The sequence below is a fragment of the Aeromonas sp. s1(2024) genome, assembly GCF_040908005.1.
GTDB classification, from domain to species: Bacteria; Pseudomonadota; Gammaproteobacteria; order Enterobacterales; family Aeromonadaceae; genus Aeromonas; species Aeromonas caviae.
On the sequence record NZ_JBFOCW010000083.1, the window covers coordinates 62,289 to 77,408 of the forward strand.

20 protein-coding genes are annotated in these 15,120 nt (G+C 60.3%); 8 read left to right on the forward strand and 12 right to left on the reverse strand.

Features of this window, described 5'->3' with window-relative positions; translation table 11 throughout:
- Nucleotides 1-11: 11 nt before the first annotated feature.
- From rapZ to AB5Y70_RS19715, 9 genes are all read right to left on the reverse strand, one after another.
- Entirely contained in the window at nucleotides 12-878 is an 867-nt protein-coding gene (gene rapZ, locus AB5Y70_RS19675; protein ID WP_010675869.1) for an RNase adapter RapZ, read from the reverse strand.
- A gap of 40 nt (nucleotides 879-918) precedes the next feature.
- Complete coding sequence (ptsN, locus tag AB5Y70_RS19680) at nucleotides 919-1,365, reverse strand: PTS IIA-like nitrogen regulatory protein PtsN (protein WP_010675870.1); 447 nt, start codon at nucleotides 1,363-1,365, stop codon at nucleotides 919-921.
- 2 nt (nucleotides 1,366-1,367) lie between these two features.
- The gene (gene hpf / locus AB5Y70_RS19685; protein WP_005305957.1) at nucleotides 1,368-1,655 is read right to left on the reverse strand and encodes a ribosome hibernation promoting factor; all 288 of its coding nucleotides are present in this window, start codon (nucleotides 1,653-1,655) and stop codon (nucleotides 1,368-1,370) included.
- 20 nt (nucleotides 1,656-1,675) lie between these two features.
- On the reverse strand, nucleotides 1,676-3,115 hold the full coding sequence (locus AB5Y70_RS19690) for an RNA polymerase factor sigma-54 (protein WP_041211850.1): 1,440 nt from the start codon (nucleotides 3,113-3,115) through the stop codon (nucleotides 1,676-1,678).
- A 65-nt stretch (nucleotides 3,116-3,180) separates the two neighbouring features.
- Complete coding sequence (lptB, locus tag AB5Y70_RS19695) at nucleotides 3,181-3,906, reverse strand: LPS export ABC transporter ATP-binding protein (protein ID WP_010675872.1); 726 nt, start codon at nucleotides 3,904-3,906, stop codon at nucleotides 3,181-3,183.
- 12 nt (nucleotides 3,907-3,918) lie between these two features.
- Nucleotides 3,919-4,437, reverse strand: a complete 519-nt coding sequence (lptA, locus tag AB5Y70_RS19700) for a lipopolysaccharide transport periplasmic protein LptA (RefSeq protein WP_010675873.1) — start codon at nucleotides 4,435-4,437, stop codon at nucleotides 3,919-3,921.
- Nucleotides 4,424-4,984: an LPS export ABC transporter periplasmic protein LptC gene (gene lptC, locus AB5Y70_RS19705; protein ID WP_039040473.1), complete on the reverse strand. Its 561-nt coding sequence runs from the start codon at nucleotides 4,982-4,984 to the stop codon at nucleotides 4,424-4,426. The genes lptA and lptC overlap by 14 nt, the downstream gene beginning before the upstream one ends.
- Nucleotides 4,981-5,535 carry a 3-deoxy-manno-octulosonate-8-phosphatase KdsC gene (gene kdsC / locus AB5Y70_RS19710; RefSeq protein WP_042864828.1) on the reverse strand — a complete coding sequence of 185 codons (555 nt, stop codon included), beginning with the start codon at nucleotides 5,533-5,535 and terminating at the stop codon, nucleotides 4,981-4,983. The genes lptC and kdsC overlap by 4 nt, the downstream gene beginning before the upstream one ends.
- Nucleotides 5,535-6,530, reverse strand: coding sequence for a KpsF/GutQ family sugar-phosphate isomerase (locus tag AB5Y70_RS19715; RefSeq protein WP_042880205.1), 996 nt, complete (start codon nucleotides 6,528-6,530; stop codon nucleotides 5,535-5,537). Before AB5Y70_RS19715 ends, kdsC begins: the two co-directional genes overlap by 1 nt.
- A 206-nt stretch (nucleotides 6,531-6,736) precedes the next feature.
- Between AB5Y70_RS19715 and mlaF the strand changes: the two genes are divergently transcribed.
- The 7 genes from mlaF to murA are packed head-to-tail and all read left to right on the forward strand — an operon-like array spanning nucleotide 6,737 to nucleotide 11,258.
- Nucleotides 6,737-7,537 carry a phospholipid ABC transporter ATP-binding protein MlaF gene (gene mlaF / locus AB5Y70_RS19720; protein WP_029314846.1) on the forward strand — a complete coding sequence of 267 codons (801 nt, stop codon included), beginning with the start codon at nucleotides 6,737-6,739 and terminating at the stop codon, nucleotides 7,535-7,537.
- Entirely contained in the window at nucleotides 7,537-8,316 is a 780-nt protein-coding gene (mlaE, locus tag AB5Y70_RS19725; RefSeq protein WP_010675878.1) for a lipid asymmetry maintenance ABC transporter permease subunit MlaE, read from the forward strand. Before mlaF ends, mlaE begins: the two co-directional genes overlap by 1 nt.
- Nucleotides 8,317-8,323: 7 nt before the next feature.
- Entirely contained in the window at nucleotides 8,324-8,821 is a 498-nt protein-coding gene (gene mlaD / locus AB5Y70_RS19730) for an outer membrane lipid asymmetry maintenance protein MlaD (protein ID WP_010675879.1), read from the forward strand.
- Nucleotides 8,822-8,823: 2 nt separating this feature from the next.
- Nucleotides 8,824-9,456, forward strand: coding sequence for a phospholipid-binding protein MlaC (mlaC, locus tag AB5Y70_RS19735; RefSeq protein WP_039040470.1), 633 nt, complete (start codon nucleotides 8,824-8,826; stop codon nucleotides 9,454-9,456).
- Nucleotides 9,453-9,725 (forward strand): lipid asymmetry maintenance protein MlaB, encoded by a 273-nt coding sequence (locus tag AB5Y70_RS19740; protein WP_010675881.1) that lies wholly within the window; start codon nucleotides 9,453-9,455, stop codon nucleotides 9,723-9,725. Before mlaC ends, AB5Y70_RS19740 begins: the two co-directional genes overlap by 4 nt.
- Nucleotides 9,725-9,982: a BolA family iron metabolism protein IbaG gene (gene ibaG / locus AB5Y70_RS19745; protein WP_010675882.1), complete on the forward strand. Its 258-nt coding sequence runs from the start codon at nucleotides 9,725-9,727 to the stop codon at nucleotides 9,980-9,982. Before AB5Y70_RS19740 ends, ibaG begins: the two co-directional genes overlap by 1 nt.
- 19 nt (nucleotides 9,983-10,001) lie before the next feature.
- On the forward strand, nucleotides 10,002-11,258 hold the full coding sequence (gene murA / locus AB5Y70_RS19750) for a UDP-N-acetylglucosamine 1-carboxyvinyltransferase (RefSeq protein ID WP_201957396.1): 1,257 nt from the start codon (nucleotides 10,002-10,004) through the stop codon (nucleotides 11,256-11,258).
- A gap of 163 nt (nucleotides 11,259-11,421) precedes the next feature.
- Here murA and AB5Y70_RS19755 read toward each other — a convergent pair whose 3' ends face one another.
- A complete protein-coding gene (locus tag AB5Y70_RS19755; protein WP_010675884.1) occupies nucleotides 11,422-11,673 on the reverse strand; it encodes a YkgJ family cysteine cluster protein in 252 nt (83 codons plus the stop codon).
- Between the two features lie 141 nt (nucleotides 11,674-11,814).
- Entirely contained in the window at nucleotides 11,815-12,825 is a 1,011-nt protein-coding gene (gene glpX / locus AB5Y70_RS19760; RefSeq protein WP_039040467.1) for a class II fructose-bisphosphatase, read from the reverse strand.
- 218 nt (nucleotides 12,826-13,043) lie between these two features.
- Here glpX and AB5Y70_RS19765 point away from each other — a divergent pair, with 218 nt between their 5' ends.
- Nucleotides 13,044-14,102 carry a porin gene (locus AB5Y70_RS19765; RefSeq protein WP_029313567.1) on the forward strand — a complete coding sequence of 353 codons (1,059 nt, stop codon included), beginning with the start codon at nucleotides 13,044-13,046 and terminating at the stop codon, nucleotides 14,100-14,102.
- A 59-nt stretch (nucleotides 14,103-14,161) separates the two neighbouring features.
- Here AB5Y70_RS19765 and AB5Y70_RS19770 read toward each other — a convergent pair whose 3' ends face one another.
- Nucleotides 14,162-14,899, reverse strand: coding sequence for a class I SAM-dependent methyltransferase (locus AB5Y70_RS19770; protein ID WP_279961674.1), 738 nt, complete (start codon nucleotides 14,897-14,899; stop codon nucleotides 14,162-14,164).
- Nucleotides 14,900-15,120: the final 221 nt, after the last annotated feature.

The window sequence follows — 15,120 nt, forward strand, 5'->3', positions numbered from 1 at the left end:
CTGTGGATCTGTCAGGCGGGGTTTGAACGCTTGTCCAACGTGCGATGGCGGATCTGCACGTTCTTGCCAAGCAAGCGGAATGCGCTGGCCAGCCGTTCGGCGATGAACACCGAGCGGTGTTGTCCGCCGGTACAGCCAATCCCGACGGTCACATAGCTGCGATTGTTGCGCTCCAGGTGGGGCAACCAGGTCCCCAGCATATTCTCGATCTGCTGGATGAACAGCATGACATCCGGCTGGCTGGAGAGGTAGTTGGCCACGGGCTCATCCTTGCCGGTGAAGGGCTTGAGCTCCGGGATCCAGTGCGGGTTGGGCAGGAAACGGGCGTCGAACACGAAGTCCGCATCCTTGGGAATGCCGTACTTGAAGCCGAACGACTCGAACACCAGCACCAGCTCGTTCTCTTTCTTGCCGAGCACCCGGGTTTTGATGAGCTCGCTGAGATCGTGAATGCTGAGGTTGGTGGTGTCGATGCGCAGGTCGGCGGTCGAGGAGAGCGGTGCCAGCAGGTGGGTCTCTTCCCGGATCGCCTCGTCCAGCGAAAGCTTGTTGCGGGACAGAGGATGCAGACGGCGGCTCTCACCGTAGCGTTTGAGCAGGGTCGCGTTGTCCGCATCGAAGAAGAAGCTCGAAAACTTGACTCGCCCCTCGTTGCGCACCTGGCTCAGCAGGTTCTCCAGCCTGTCTGCCTGGGCAGGCAGGTTGCGCACGTCGATGCTGACAGCCAGCTTGTCATACTGGCTCTCCACCGACACGATCAACTGGGGCAGCAGGTTGACCGGCAGGTTGTCCACGCAGTAGTACCCGAGATCCTCGAGCACCCTCAGGGCCACCGTCTTGCCGGAGCCCGAACGACCGCTTACTACTATTAACTGCATCTTGTCCCCTCACGCCAACGTGGCTGTGTCAGACCCGGCCTCAGGCCGACGTCATGATCTGATAGAGTTCTTCGTCGCTGGTCGCCTGGCGCAACTGGCGGCAGACGGCCTTGTCACCCAGTTTGGATGCCATCAGGGAAAGAGTCTTGAGGTGCTGCTTGCACTCGCTTTCCGGCACCAGCAATGCAAAGAGCAGGTCAACCGGTTGATTGTCGATAGAATCGAAAGGGATGGGCTCGGAGAAGGTCATCAACACGGCGGTCGGCGCGAAGGCGTCGTCAATCCGGCCGTGGGGGATGGCGATACCGGCTCCGATCCCGGTACTGCCCATCTTTTCTCGCGCCAGCAGGCTTTCAAACAGGACCTGGCGGGAAGCGCCGAGGCGCTCTGCGGCCAGTTCACTGATGATCTCGAGCGCGCGTTTCTTGCTGGTACAAGGGACCGCACTCTTGGTGCAGTCCCGACTCAGTATGTGTTCAAGTTGCATAGTTATTTTTGATTTAACTTATCTTTGTGCTTGATGATCTGCCGATCCAGTTTATCCAGCAGGGTATCAATCGCCGCATACATGTCGGCATGCTGCGAATTGGCGAACACCTCTCCCCCGCTGACATGCAGCTTGGCTTCGGCGATCTGGTTCAGTTTTTCGACGCTCAACACCACGTGTACGTTGTTGATATGGTCAAAGTGACGCTCGAGTTTGGCAAATTTGTTGTTCACATAATCACGCAGAGCTTCGGTAATCTCGACATGGTGTCCGGTCAGGTTAATTTGCATAACGTCTTCCTTTTGTTTGCCTAAACCAGGCGTTTGCGCTGATTGGATGGCGGGATCAACAAGGATTCACGGTACTTTGCGATCGTGCGTCTCGCCACCATAATACCCTGTTCGGCCAGCAAATCCGCGATCTTGCTATCACTAAGCGGCTTGGCGGGGTTTTCCGCCGTCACCAGCTTCTTGATCAGGGCGCGAATAGCGGTCGATGAGCACTCTCCTCCTCCCTCCGTATTGACGTGACTGGAGAAAAAAAACTTCAGTTCAAAAATGCCGCGGGGCGTATGCATGTACTTCTGGGTCGTGACCCGTGAAATGGTCGACTCATGCATCTCCACCGCTTCCGCGATGTCGTTGAGTACCATGGGTTTCATGGCCTCTTCGCCGTACTCGAAAAAGCCCTGCTGCTGCTCGACGATGCAGCTGGCCACCTTGAGCAGGGTGTCGTTACGACTCTCCAGGCTCTTGATGAACCACTTGGCCTCCTGCAAATGAGAACGGATGAACTGGGTATCCGTGCTGCTGCGGGCATTGCGCGCCATGGCCGCATAGGCCTCGTTGACACGGATGCGCGGAGCAGAATCCGGATTGAGTTCAACCACCCACTTGCTGCCCTTCTTGACCACGGACACATCCGGGATCACGTACTGGGATTCACTCTGGATGATGCCGTTGCCGGGTCTGGGCTCCAGTTGCTGGATGAGATCCAGCACCTCCTTGAGATCGCTCTCCTTGAGGCGGGTCTTGCGAGCCAGGGTGCGGTAGTCGCGATTGCCGAGCAGGTCCATGTGTTCGCGGATCACCTCTCTGGCTTCGTCGAGCCAGGGCAGGTCCGGCGAATACTGGCCGAGCTGGATCAGCAGACACTCTTGCACCGAACGGGCGGCGATGCCGACCGGATCGAAATGCTGCACCCGCTTGAGCACGGCTTCGATCTCATCCAGTTCGACTTCTACCTCCTCGCTGCTGACTGCAGCCTGAATATCCTCGAGGGTGGCAGTCAGATACCCGGATTCGTCGATGGCATCGATGATGGCAAGGGCGATGGCCGCATCCACATCACTGAACGGGGTGAGCCGCATCTGCCACAGCAGGTAGTCTTGCAGGTTCTCGGTGGTCTCCCCCTGATAGACGCTGTCTTCCCCGTCATGGATGGGGCCTGCGCTCTGGGCCGTACCGGCCGAGTAGACCTCGTCCCAGGTGGTGTCCACCGGCAGTTCATCCGGCATGCTCTCCTGGGCCATGGCATCGCTGGAGTCGAGTTGACTGGCGTCCTGTGTCTCTGCCTGACTGGTTTCCTGCGCCTCGTTCTCCTCTTGCTCCAGCAAGGGGTTGTTGTCGAGCGCTTGCTGAATTTCCTGCTGGAGTTCCAGGGTGGAGAGCTGGAGCAGACGAATCGCTTGTTGTAATTGTGGCGTCATGGTCAGGGACTGACCGAGACGCAACTGTAATGTCGGCTTCATCTACGTCGGGATATCCTTATGTTCAGCGAGGCAGTCACCTAACAAAAATGAGGGGTGCCCCCTTACTATAGACTGAATTGATCGCCCAAATAGACGCGCTTGACCTGCTCATCGGCGAGGATATCGGCCGGCGCGCCCTCGGCAATCATCTTGCCGTGGCTGACGATGTAGGCCTTCTCGCACACATCCAGCGTCTCTCTGACGTTGTGGTCCGTTATCAGCACACCCAACCCGCGTTCTTTCAGATGCTGGATGATCTTTTTGATATCGATGACTGAAATAGGATCAACACCTGCGAAAGGCTCATCGAGCAGAATGAATCTCGGCTCTGCCGCCAGCGCCCGGGCGATTTCCACCCGGCGCCGCTCCCCACCCGAGAGGCTCTGACCCAGGCTGTCGCGGATATGGGTGATATTGAACTCTTCCAGCAACTGTTCGACCTTATCCTCCCGCTCTTCGCGGCTCAACCCCTTGCGGGTCTGCATGACCCCCATCAAGTTGTCGAACACCGACAGGCGCCGGAAGATGGAGGCCTCCTGGGGCAGATAGCCGATGCCATTGCGGGCACGGATATGCATGGGCTGCAGGCTGATGTCCTGCTCGTCGATGGTGATGAGGCCGGCATCTCGCTGCACCAGGCCCACGATCATGTAGAAGGAGGTCGTCTTGCCCGCGCCGTTCGGGCCGAGCAGGCCCACGATCTGGCCCGTTCCCACCTCCAGGCTCACATCGCTGACCACCATGCGGCGCTTGTAGCTCTTTTGCAGACCCGTTGCTTTTAACACTGCCATGGCTGTTGTTTCCTACTTCTTCTGATCGGCGGGTTTGTCGAAGTTCTCCACCTGATCCGGCAGGAACACCGTCTTGACGCGCTGGGTGGGCCCCTTGCTCTCGGCAATCATCTTCTGCTTGACGATGTCGTAGCGAATGAGATCGCCGGTCACCTGGCTGTCTTCCTGCTTGAGCTGGCCATTGCCGGTGATGGTCACCAGCCGGTTCTTAAGCTCGTAGCGGATGCTGTTGCCATGGGCATTGACCGGTTTGCCGTTGTCCAGCACCTGGAAGAAGGTGGCTGGGTTGCCATACGCGGTCATCACCTCGGCGCCCTTGTCGCCGGAGCGGATCACCACCACCTTGTCGGCCTTAATCTTGATGGTGCCCTGGGTGATGATGACATCCTCGCTGAAGGTGATGCGGTTGTCCTGCATCTCGGCCACCTGCTTGACCGCATCCACATAGACCTTCTCGGCAAAGTCGGACTCTTTGGCATTCAGGGAACCGCACAGCAACAGGGCCGTGAGGGCCAGATTAACGTTTTTCATTGAAATAAGTGGCATGGCCTTTATCCAGTAACTCGAAATATTTACGTTCCAGGTGGCCCTTGAGGCCAACGCCCTCGGTCTGGAACTCCTGGCCCACAATGCTGATGTGCTGGTTGCTTCTCATCCCCTGCGTCACCAGATCCAGCTCCAGATAGGAGGTATCCAGCGTGGAGATGAAGGAAGCGGGCAGCAGACCGTCCAGATGCACCTTGTCACGGAGGATCACATTGTCATCGGTGTTGAGCACCCCGGTTTCGGCCGTCAGCTTCCATTCGGCCGCGCCCTTGTCATCGAACATGTAGACCACCGGCTTGGTGAAAGTGGCCTGCTCGAGCACCTGGTAGTACTCCGCATATTCGGATTCCAGCCGCTCGGTGCGCTTGCCCTGCTCGTTGAAGCGGGTCGTCACCAACTCTCTGGCGGTGAAGTCCGGTTGAAAATTTTCCGTCTTGGTGGTCGGCTCGGGGACCAGCTCGATCTCCCCCAGCTGCCAGGCCGCCAGCGCAGCCAGAAACAGCAGGCCGAACAGCACAGTCTGTTTGTTCATCGCGACGCCTCGGGTTGATAGTCAGCCAATCCCTGGGCCTGCAAGATCAGGTCGCACACCTCGCGCACGGCCCCGACGCCACCGCCAAGCCGCGTCACCAGATCCGCCTTCGCCAGCACAAGCGGATGGGCATCGGCAACGGCGATACCCAGGCCGCAAGCCTGCATCACCGGCAGATCGATGGTGTCATCTCCCATATAGGCGGCTTGCGATGCATCCAGCCCGAGCTTGGTCAGCAAGGCCTCGAAGTGGGGCAGCTTTTTGTCTGCACCCTGCACCAGGTGCTGGACTCCCAGACTCTTCATGCGATCGCTGACGATGCGGGAGTTTCGCCCCGTGATGATGGCAATCTCAATGCCCGCATTGAGCAGGGCACGCATGCCGGCACCGTCACGGGTGCAGAAAGTCTTCAGCTCTTCGCCGTTATTGCCCATATAGATGAAGCCGTTGGAGAGCACCCCATCCACATCGCACACCAGCAGGCGGATCTGCGCCGCCTTCTCGTACTGGCTGCGCGTCACCGGACCATAGAGGGTCGGTACGTCTTGCATCAAATTACTCCGGCTTTCAGCAGGTCATGCATGTTGAAGGCACCCAGCGGGTGTCTCTCCCCATCCACGACCAACAACCCGTTGATTTTCCTGGTTTCCATCAGCTTGACGGCCTCGGCAGCCATCATCTCAGGCCCTACGGTAACACAGTTCACCGTCATGACGCGGCTGATGGGGGTGTGATGAATATCCACCTGCAGGTCCAGAATGCGGCGCAGGTCACCATCGGTGAACAGACCGGCAAGCAGCCCTTGATCGTCCACCACCGCCGTCATGCCGAGCCCCTTGCGGCTCACTTCCAGCAACGCCTGGCTGATGGTGGCATCTATCCCCACCTTGGGCAACAGCTCGCCGCCGTGCATCAGATCGCCCACTCGCAACAGCAACCGCTTGCCGAGGGACCCGCCCGGATGCGACAGAGCAAAGTCATCGGCGGTGAAGCCACGGGCCTCCAGCAGGGCCACGGCCAGCGCGTCCCCCATCACCAGGGTGGCGGTAGTGCTGGATGTCGGGGCCAGACCGAGGGGGCAGGCCTCTTTCTCCACCTTGATGCACAGGTGCACGTTGGCCTCTTTCGCCATGGTGGAAGCAGGATTGCCTGTCATGCAGATGAGTGGAATGCCGCGGCGCTTGAGCACCGGCAGCAGGGCCAGGATCTCGTCGCTCTCGCCGGAGTTGGAAATGGCGATGATGAGATCCCCGGCTGAGATCATGCCGAGATCCCCGTGGCTGGCCTCGCCCGGGTGCAGGAAGAAGGCGGGCGTTCCCGTGCTGGCCAGGGTCGCGGCAATCTTGTTGCCGATATGACCCGACTTGCCCATGCCGGTCACCACTATCTTGCCGCCACAGCGCAGCACCATCTCGCAGGCGCGCTCGAACGCCTCGTCAAGGTACTGGTAGAGTCCATCAATGGCTTGTTTTTCTATGTCCAGCACCGCTCGGGCGCTGCGACGGAAATCGAACAATTCAGACACTTTTTCAGGCTTTACAGACATAAAGGCACAGCTCCGGGCCGAAATTTGCTGCGGGATTATAAAAAAGTCTGCCGAGATAAGCGAATCGGATGCGGAATGGGCGGTCATTGACGCAGGTTGTTACATAAAACTGTCGCGTACTTGGGGGGGAAACCCGCTCAATAGTTGTTCCTCGCTGTTGCTTAGACCTAGACTAGCCCATAAAATTCGCTCTTCATTTATACCGGATGGACAATTGTTTGAACGATGACCTGATCACCATCTCCGACCTGACCTTCAGTCACGGGGATCGGCTGCTGTACGACAGGATCAACCTGACCATTCCCCGTGGCAAGGTCACCGCCGTCATGGGTCCGAGCGGGATCGGCAAGACCACCTTGCTGCGCCTGATCGGGGGCCAGCTCAAGCCTGAGTCCGGTCACATTCTGTTTGACGGGGAAGACGTTCCCACGCTCTCCCGTTCACGCCTGTATGAAGTGCGGAAACGGATGAGCATGCTGTTCCAGAGTGGCGCATTGTTCACCGGCATGACCGTCTTCGACAACGTGGCCTTCCCGCTGCGGGAGCACTCCGGCCTGCCGGAAGAGCTGATCCGCACCATCGTCATGATGAAACTGCAGGCTGTCGGTCTGCGCGGGGCGGCCAAGCTGATGCCGTCCGAGCTCTCCGGTGGCATGGCGCGTCGCGCGGCCCTGGCGAGATCCATCGCGCTGGATCCGGATCTCATCATGTATGACGAGCCCTTCGTGGGGCAGGACCCCATCACCATGGCGGTGCTGGTGAAGCTCATCAAGGAGCTCAACGATGCCCTCGGCATCACCTCCGTCATCGTCACCCACGACGTGAAAGAGGTGCTGAGCATCGCCGACTACGCCTACATCATCGCCAACCGCAAGGTAGTGGCACACGGCACACCGGAGCAGCTGCGCGAGGAGCACAATCCCGAAGTCGAGCAGTTCCTCAAGGGATTGCCCGACGGTCCTGTTCCGTTTCATTTTCCGGCAGGTGACCTGCTACAGGATCTGTGATGTTGACAAGTCAGATAAGCAAGCTGGGCCGCAGCGGTGTGCGTTTCATCAACGCCGTCGGCCGGGCAACCATCATGCTGTTTCATGCACTGGCAGGACGGCCCCAGCCACGCAAGCACTTCCCGCTGCTGGTGCAGCAACTGTATGTGGTGGGAGTGCAATCCGTCGCCATCATACTGGTGTCCGGCCTCTTCATCGGCATGGTGCTCTCCCTGCAGGGTTACAACGTATTGAAGGATTTCGGCGCAGAGCAGAGCCTGGGGCCTCTGGTTTCCCTCTCCCTGCTCCGTGAGCTGGGCCCTGTGGTCACAGCCCTGCTGTTCGCCGGTCGTGCGGGCTCCGCCCTCACCGCCGAGATCGGCCTGATGAAGGCCACCGAGCAGCTCTCCAGCCTGGAGATGATGGCGGTCGATCCGCTGCGTCGGGTCGTGGCGCCCCGCTTCTGGGCCGGGGTAATCAGCATGCCGCTGCTGGCCTTCATGTTCAGCCTGATCGGCATCTTTGGCGGCAAGCTGGTTGGTGTCGACTGGCTGGGGGTGGACGAAGGCAGTTTCTGGTCCGCCATGCAGGCCTCCGTCGACTGGCAGGACGACATCATGCAGGGCGCCATCAAGAGCCTGATCTTCGCCCTGGTGGTGACCTGGATAGCGCTCTTCAACGGCTATGATGCCAAACCGACCTCGGCCGGGATCAGTCAGGCGACGACCCGTACCGTGGTTCACTCATCCCTGGCCGTGCTCGGTCTGGATTTTATACTCACCGCAGTCATGTTTGGATAAGGGAAAGATGAAGTTCAGCAAAGTAGAATTTCTGGTTGGCGCCTTCATGCTGGCTGGCATCGCGGCCATTCTGGCATTGGCACTGCAAGTGGCGGGATTGAGTTTCAAACCGGAAGGAGAAACCTATACCCTGCGCGCCCATTTCGATAATATCGGCGGCCTGAAAGTACGCTCGCCGGTCAAGGTCGGCGGCGTCGTCGTCGGTCGTGTCAGCGACATCACCCTGGATCCCAAGAGCCAGGTCCCCATCGTTTCCCTGCAGATGCAGAAGAGTGCCGGCGAGTTCTCCGAGACCAGCACCCTCTCCATCCTGACTTCTGGCCTGCTCGGTGAGCAGTACATCGGTCTGGCACCGGGGTTCAGCGATGAGGAGATGGGCACCAGCATGCTCAAGGATGGCGACATGATCGAAGACACCAAGTCCGCCATCGTGCTGGAAGATCTGATTGGCAAGTTCCTCTACAGCCAGTCCTCTCCGGCCAACACACCCGCAACCAAGGAGTAACCATGTTCAAGAAGATCGCCCTGATGCTGGGTCTGATGACCAGCATGCTGTTCTCCCTCGTCGCCCGTGCGGATGTCAATACTTCGGACCCCTATGCCCTCGTGGATCAGGCCGCCCAGCAGACCTTTGCCCGCCTGAAAGCCGATCAGGCCCAGGTGAAGAGCAACCCCGATCACCTGCGCGTCATCATCCGCGAGGAGCTGCTGCCCTACGTGGACAACCGCTTCGCCGCCTACAAGGTGCTCGGCAACCAGATCAAACAGACGACCCCTGCCCAGCGTGACGCTTTTGTGGACGTCTTCACCGAGTACATGGTGAGCTCCTACGCGGACGCACTGGCACACTTCGACAAGCAGACCGTCAAGGTCCAGCCCGGCAAAGCCGCCGAGAGCAACATCACCGCCGTCAACGTCAGCGTGAAAGAGGCCGGCAAGCCGGACATCTTCCTCGAGTTCAAGCTGCGCAAGAACAACAAGACCGGCGAGTGGAAAGCCTTCGACATGGTTGCCGAAGGGATCAGCCTGCTCTCCGCCAAGCAGAACGAGCTGGGCGGCCTCATTCGCCAGAACGGCATCGATGCGGTGATCGCCCAGCTGCGTGAACACAACGCCAAGCCGCTGGTGATCAAGTCATGATCCTGAGCGGTGACTTGCAGGCCCCGCAGGTCAACGATCTGTGGCAACGCCGCGCCGACTGGTGGCAGGACGACCGGCTCGAACTCGGTGCCGTGACTACCCTGGATTCCGCCGGCCTTGCCCTGCTGGTCAAGTGGGCCAAGGCGGCACTGGCACGGGGTGCCACTCCGACACTGGTGGGTGCCTCCAACGATTTCCATACGCTGGCCAACCTTTACGGGGTGGCCAGCCTCTTTCATTCAACCCCGCTCACAACTGAGGACTCATAATGCAAGTCTCTGAAATTGAAGCGATACTCCTCGAGGCTTTGCCATTGTCCGAAGTCCATGTCAAAGGGGACGGCAGTCACTACCAGGTGATCGCCGTCGGCGACATGTTTGACGGCATGAGCCGGGTCAAGAAACAACAGGCCATCTATGCCCCGCTGATGGACAAGATCGCCACCAACGAGATCCACGCTCTCTCCATCAAGGCCTATACCGACGCCGAGTGGAAACGCGAGCGTAAATTCCAGCTGCCCTCCTGATTTGGTAAAGAAGTAAACCATGGACAAATTCAAGATCACCGGCCCCTGCACCCTCTCCGGTGAAGTGACCATCTCCGGCGCCAAGAATGCCGCCCTGCCCATCCTGTTTGCCACCCTGCTGTGTGACGAAGAGGTTCAACTCTCCAACGTACCGCGCCTGAAAGACGTGGGTACCACCCTCAAGCTGCTGGAGATGCTGGGCGCCACCACCAAGGTCAACGGCAACGTGACCGTGCTGACCGGCGCGGTAAACAATCATGTCGCCCCCTACGAGCTGGTGAAGACCATGCGAGCCTCCATCCTGGCCCTGGGCCCGCTGGCAGCCCGCTTCGGTGCAGCAGACGTCTCCCTGCCCGGCGGCTGTGCCATCGGTGCCCGCCCGGTCAACCTGCATGTCCACGGCCTGGAGCTGATGGGCGCGAAGATCGTCATCGAAGAGGGTTACATCAAAGCCCGCGTCGACGGCCGCCTGAAAGGGGCCCACATCCTGATGGACATGGTTTCCGTGACCGGTACCGAGAACCTGATGATGGCCGCCACCCTGGCTGACGGCCGCACCGTGATCGAAAACGCCGCCCGTGAGCCGGAGGTGGTCGATCTGGCCAACTTCCTCAACGCGCTCGGAGCTAACATTCAGGGCGCCGGCACCGATACCCTGACCATCGACGGCGTAGAACGTCTGCACGGTGGCAGCTACAGCGTGCAGCCCGATCGCATCGAGACCGGCACCTTCCTGGTAGGCGCCGCCGTGACCGGTGGCAAGATCACCTGCCGCAACACCGACCCCAGCCTGCTGGAAGCCGTACTGGTCAAACTGGAAGAGGCTGGCGCCCTGATTGAAAAGGGTGACGACTGGATAACCCTCGACATGACAGGTCGCACCCTGAAACCTGTCACCATCAAGACCGCCCCCTACCCGGCGTTCCCGACCGACATGCAGGCCCAGTTCACCGTGCTGAACGCGGTCGCCCAGGGCACCGGCATGGTCACCGAGACCATCTTCGAGAACCGCTTCATGCACGTGCCCGAGCTGGTACGGATGGGTGCCGACATCGAACTGCAGGGCAATGTGGCCATCTGCCGCGACACCCATCAGCTCAAGGGTGCCCAGGTGATGGCGACCGATCTGCGCGCCTCCGCCAGCCTGGTGCTGGCCGGCTTCGTGGCCGAAGGGGCCACCATCGTCGATCGCATCTATCACATCGACCGTGGCTACGAAGACATCGAGCACAAGCTGCAAGGCCTGGGTGGTCGCATCGAGCGCATCAAGGAATAAGCTGGCTTCACCATGAGCCGACGATAAAAAAGGCCCCCTCGCCAGGCGAGGGGGCCTTTTTCATGACTCCGAATGGCGGCACCCCCTTCTCCTCTTGCGGGAGAAGGGGCGGGGATGAGGAGGACAAGCAGACACCCTTTCCCCGAGGGAGAGGGTCAAGGGTTCAGGCGGTCAGCCGCTCCAGCTCGCCGATAAGCCAGATGGCCTCCTGGCGATGGGAGCCGCACACGTCCGCCATGGGGCGAAAGCCGCCGCACACCGCCGGGCGCTCCGGCTGGCCGAAGATCTTGCACCCCAGGTGCGCATCGAGCTGCACACAGGGCACACCGGCGGGCTTGCCATCCGGCATGCCGGGAATGGCACTGCTGATGCTGGGGGCGATGCAGCAGGCACCGCATCCCTGACGACATTCCATGTGATTTTTCCTCTGTGGGGCACCGCAGTGTAGCAAGGAGTCCGGTTTCTCCTAAGCCTTATCCCTGCCCGGGCACCCTGGCGCCCTGCAGAGCGCAAAAAGCCCGGCAGTGCCGGGCTTTTTGCTGCGGGAGTCAGCACATCACAGGATGATGTCGCGTACCACGCTGTCTTTGCGATCCAGGAAGTGGATCGACTTGATACGACGGATGGTGCGCGATTTGCCACGGATCAGCAGGGTCTCGGTGGTCGCCATGACGCCGTCGCTGGTGATCCCTTCCAGCAGATCACCCTTGGTGATGCCGGTGGCCGAGAAGATGACGTTGTCATTCTTGGCCAGATCTTCGAGCTTGAGCACCTTGCTCACGTCGATGCCCAGCTCCTCGCAGCGCGCGATCTCCTGTTCACCCAGGGCGCGAACCTCGGGGCTGTCACCCTTGACCTGGTGGCGGGGGATCAGGCGAGCCTGCATGTCCCCGTCCAGGGCGCGGATCACCGCCGCCGAGATCACCCCTTCCGGTGCGCCACCGATGCCGTAGAGCATGTCCACTTCGCTGTCCGGCAGACAGGTGAGGATGGAGGCGGCCACGTCACCATCGGGAATGGCGAACACCCGCACCCCCAGGCCCTGCATCTCCTTGATCGCCTTGTCATGACGCGGCTTGGCCAGGGTGATGACGGTCAGACGGGAGAGGGGCTTGCCGAGCGCCTTGGCCACGGCCTTGAGGTTCAGCTCCAGGGCCTGATCGAGATCGATGGCGCCTCTCGCCTTGGGGCCCACGATCAGCTTTTCCATGTACATGTCGGGGGCCTTGAGGAAGGATCCCTTGTCGCCCACCGCCAGCACGGCCAGGGCATTGGCCTGACCCATGGCGGTCATGCGGGTCCCTTCGATGGGGTCGACCGCGATGTCCACGGCGTCGCCCTGACCCGTGCCCACCTTCTCGCCGATGTAGAGCATGGGGGCTTCGTCGATCTCCCCTTCGCCGATCACAATCTCGCCATCGATCTGGATCTGATTGAGGATGTGACGCATGGCCGCCACGGCCGCGCCATCGGCGATATTCTTGTCACCACGTCCGAGCCACTTGTAGCCAGCCAGTGCAGCCGCTTCCGTCACTCGGGAAAATTCGATTGCCAGTTCACGTCTCATCGCATATCCAACCTTAGGAGCTCGAAAACGGGCGGCATTCTACCACAAGGGCAAACCTTTGCGCGTAAAAGTGGCGACCAGCCACATAAATCCCGGTTTTCATCCCGCTGACATGGAACCGACACGGTTTGTTCATTGCACGGTCACCCGACTGTCATCTGTCACTTCTAGCATGGCCCCGTCTTTTAAAACAAAAGCTTGCAACACAAGGGATCATGATGAAAAAGCTGACAGTAGTAGCATTGGCTCTTACCGCCGCCTTCCAGGCTCAAGCCGTCGAAGTGTACAAAAACGAGAGCACCCTGCTCGACCTCTACGGCCGCATCTACGCCGGCCAGTTCTTCGGCGAGAAGAAAGAGCTGGACGCCAACGGTGACATCAAGAACGAATACAGCGACAAACAGGGGGCCAACCAGTTTGTCCGTCTGGGCGCCAAGGTAGAGAGCGAGATCAACCCGGGTCTCAAGGCGCTGGCCCAGTACGAACTGCAGATGTACATCAACGACAGCGAGAAGACCGTCAGCGAGAACTCCGACAACCTGCGTACCCGTCTGGCGTTCGCCGGTGTCGGCGCCAACTGGGGAACCGTCACCTTCGGTCGCCAGAAGGGGGCTCCTGGCTTCCTGGCGGACTGGACTGATGTCTCTCTCTCAGATGGTTACGGCAACGAGGCACTGGGCGCCAAGACCGACACCTTCGCCACCAACCGCGCCGGCTCCGTGCTGAAGTACTCCGGCCTGTTCAACGGTTTCCAGGTCGATACCAGCTACAAGTTCGATGGCGGTGACACCGAAGAGACCTCCAGCAAGGACAGCGATGCCGCCTACGGTGCCGCCGTGGCCTACACCTTCCCGTTCAACCTCTCCCTGGGGACCGCCTACAACGTGGGCATCCGCGACAAGAGCGGTGAAGAGGATGCCAAGCTGTGGCTGCTCTCCGCCAAGTACGACAACAAGGCCCTCTACGCCGCCCTGAGCTATGCCGACGGCAGCGACTTCCTGGCCACTGGCAAGGATCACACCGGCTGGGAAGGGGCGCTGGGTTACAACTTCGAGAGCGGCTTCGGCCTGATGGCCCTGTGGAACAAGCAGAAGGTGGAGCAGGCTGGCAAGTCTGACTACGACTCCATCGACTACTACACCCTGGGTGCCCAGTACAAGTTCAACAAGAACCTGCGCGTCATCGGCGAGTACCGCATCAACAACCTCGACAGCCATGACAGCGGCAAGCTCAACACCAAGGATGACTTCCAGCTGGCGGCCCGCTACGACTTCTAAGTCGGCAACCACCTGACGACACGGCGCGCAGAGCACTCTGCGCGCCGTTTTTTATTGCGTCAGGCCAGGGGTTTGTACGCCGACACCAGCAACAGCATGGGGCGCTCCGCCTCCTCCGCCAGGGCCGGGTTGGCCGCAATCTGCGCCACCGTCGGCCCCCACTCCTCCACGCGGCGGATCTGAAACCCGGCGGCGACAAGGGCATTGAGGTAGGTGCCCAGGGTGCGGTGATACTTGACTACCCCCTCCGCCAGCCAGTTGCTGACCCGCTTGCCCTCGGCCTGGTAGCCGTTGACGGGCCAGGAGCGGCGTCCCTCTGCATCCACCAGCCAGCCCTGCGGCTGCGGGCAGGTGAAGATGGGGTGCTCCACCGAGAACACCAGGCTGCCGCCAGCCACCAGCGCACGGTGGATCTCCGCAAACAGCGGCGCCACCTCGGGCAGGTAATGGAGCGCCAGGGAGCTGTAGATGAGATCGAAAGGCTCATCGGACAGCGCAAGACCGTCCAGATCTCCCTGCCGATAGCGGATGGCCTCATCCCGGGTCAGCTCGGCGGCACGGGCCAGCATCTTCGCGGAGAGATCGATACCGACCACATCGGCAGCCCCGAGATCTCTGGCTGCCCGGCAGAACCAGCCATAACCGCAGCCCAGATCCAGCACCCGCTTGCCGGCAAGCTCCGGCAGCATGGCGTGCAGCGCCGGCCACTCCGGCGCCCCCGCCAACCCGTGAAGGGAGCGTGGCAGTTGGGCATAGCCCTCAAAAAACCCTGGTTCGTCATAGATATTTTGTGACATTGCACTGTTTCCTCTGGAAGATGGTCAGCCTCTCTGGCCGACGACCCGGCCCTTGCCAAGCATACCGTCGGTCATGACAGACCATAAAAAAAGCAGAGACCCGGGCGGGCCTCTGCTCTGTCTCGCACCCGCAGCCTGGCTGCGAGGCAACAAAAAAGGCCATAGACGAGGCAACGTCTATGGCCTTGGTTCAGTCGTGCGGCAAGGTCACGGCTCCCGCG